The sequence below is a fragment of the Lamprobacter sp. genome (assembly GCF_034860625.1).
Taxonomy (GTDB): domain Bacteria; phylum Pseudomonadota; class Gammaproteobacteria; order Chromatiales; family Chromatiaceae; genus Lamprobacter.
Window position 1 is genome coordinate 1 of sequence record NZ_JAYESN010000471.1, and the last position, 1,621, is coordinate 1,621.

3 protein-coding genes are annotated in these 1,621 nt (G+C 66.6%); all 3 read right to left on the minus strand.

Annotation, left to right across the window (positions count from 1 at the left end; genetic code table 11):
- Nucleotides 1–243 precede the first annotated feature (243 nt).
- The gene (locus VBE63_RS28925) at nt 244–813 is read right to left on the minus strand and encodes a hypothetical protein (protein WP_323686432.1); all 570 of its coding nucleotides are present in this window, start codon (nt 811–813) and stop codon (nt 244–246) included.
- Nucleotides 814–882: 69 nt separating this feature from the next.
- A complete protein-coding gene (locus tag VBE63_RS28930) occupies nt 883–1,263 on the minus strand; it encodes a YraN family protein (RefSeq protein WP_323686433.1) in 381 nt (126 codons plus the stop codon).
- 41 nt (nt 1,264–1,304) lie between these two features.
- A partial coding sequence (locus VBE63_RS28935; RefSeq protein ID WP_323686434.1) for a penicillin-binding protein activator occupies nt 1,305–1,621 on the minus strand: 317 nt, incomplete at its 5' end.

The window sequence follows — 1,621 nt, forward strand, 5'->3', positions numbered from 1 at the left end:
GGCGCGTGTGGCCACCAGCACGCTGGTGCAGCCGTTCAGCAGCGGGCAGCAGAGCACAAGGCAGAGCAGGGCCGCGACCCGCGCCCCGGGGCGGGGCCGGGCGGTGCATTGGCGCTGGGCATCCGAACCTGAGGCAGCGGCAGCAGAAGCAGAAACAGAAGCGTGCATAGAGGCTGGCACGGGAGCTGGCATGGAAGAGGGAGTAGCAGAGCGCGTGACAGGGTGCATCAAAGACATGCGGACTTACTCTCCGAACAGATTGAACTCCACCAGGTGGCAGAGTGCACTGAGCAGCTGGGTGTACAGGTTGAGCCGCTGCGCCCGGCTGGCGCCTCCAGTCTGCAGCAGGCAAACCGGCGGTTCGGCTGGGAGCGCGTCGGGCCGCTGCTTTGACAGCAGCAGCAGGGGGTGGTTCCCACCGCGTGCCACGTTCAATGCCTGTTGGCCAGCCAGTCCGCGTGCGCTGGAGTCTATGCACAGCAGCACATCGCGGGAGCCGCACAGGGCGCGGGTGTCGCGCCATAGCTGTGAGCTGGATGCGCCAGCCCCATCGCTGGCGGCGGTGAGTGCCAGTGCAGGGAGCGGCGGCCGTTCGTGATTGATACTGTGCATCAAGCGGTCGGCGGTGAAGCGAGCCAGCGCCGCGTCTGGCCCGGCTGCACAGCACAGCAGCTTGCCGTCATCCATCAACGCGCGGGTGATCAGCATTGCGCCGCTGTCCAGTGCCGGTGCCACCAGATCCACCGCCTGCGCCAGATCATCTATGCTTTGCTGGAAGTGCTCGGCGATACGCCTGTAACTGTCAGTGTCCACGAGGGCTGCTCCGCAATGACAGGGCGGTGAGGGGAAGAGGGAGAGGGGGCCGCCCGCTCACGGCTGGCTTTACAAGCCGCCAAAGGCGCGCGGAATCCATGTGGGTGCCCAGTCGCCGGTGCCTGCATCTGGCTGCCACGTTATCACATCGAAGCGGCAGGGCGGCGTCACGCCGCCAGCACGCAGGCGCATGAAGTGTGCCGCAGCCGCTCGCAGCCGCTGTTGTTTGCGCTGATCCACGCTGGCGGCGGCACTGGCGTAGCGTCTGCTGCGCCGCGCACGCACCTCCACGAAGACCAGCACCTCGCCGTCGCGGGCGATCAGGTCGATTTCGCCGGCCTTGCAGCGGTAGTTCTGCTCGATAATCTGCCAGCCGCGCTGCTCCAACCAGTCCCGGCTGGCGCGTTCGAATCGCGCACCATGTTCTGTGTGCGTACTGCGCTCGTGCATCCCTGCCTCGCTGCGCTGTAATGTAAGAGCCCCCATTGTACTCAGCGCGGCCGCAGACCGCCGCGATCAAATTCCGCCACTTGCAGTTCGCGTTCGATCTGCCGCCGCGCATTGGTGCTGAGCGTTCCGGTAACACCGCGCACCAGCGACCAGGGGCCTGGCAGCGTCTCGGTCCAGGCCAGCCTGAAGGCGTCCACACCCAATGCATGCAGGCGCGACAGGTTGGCGCCCGGTTCCAGCCGGGCCCGGCGCAGACCGGCGTACAGGGGCCGGCTGTCCGGGTCATCCAGCAGCCATGGCATTTCCACCAGTTGCAGTCCTTCCAGATCGCGGTCCACTGCGTTCACTTCCGCGCTGT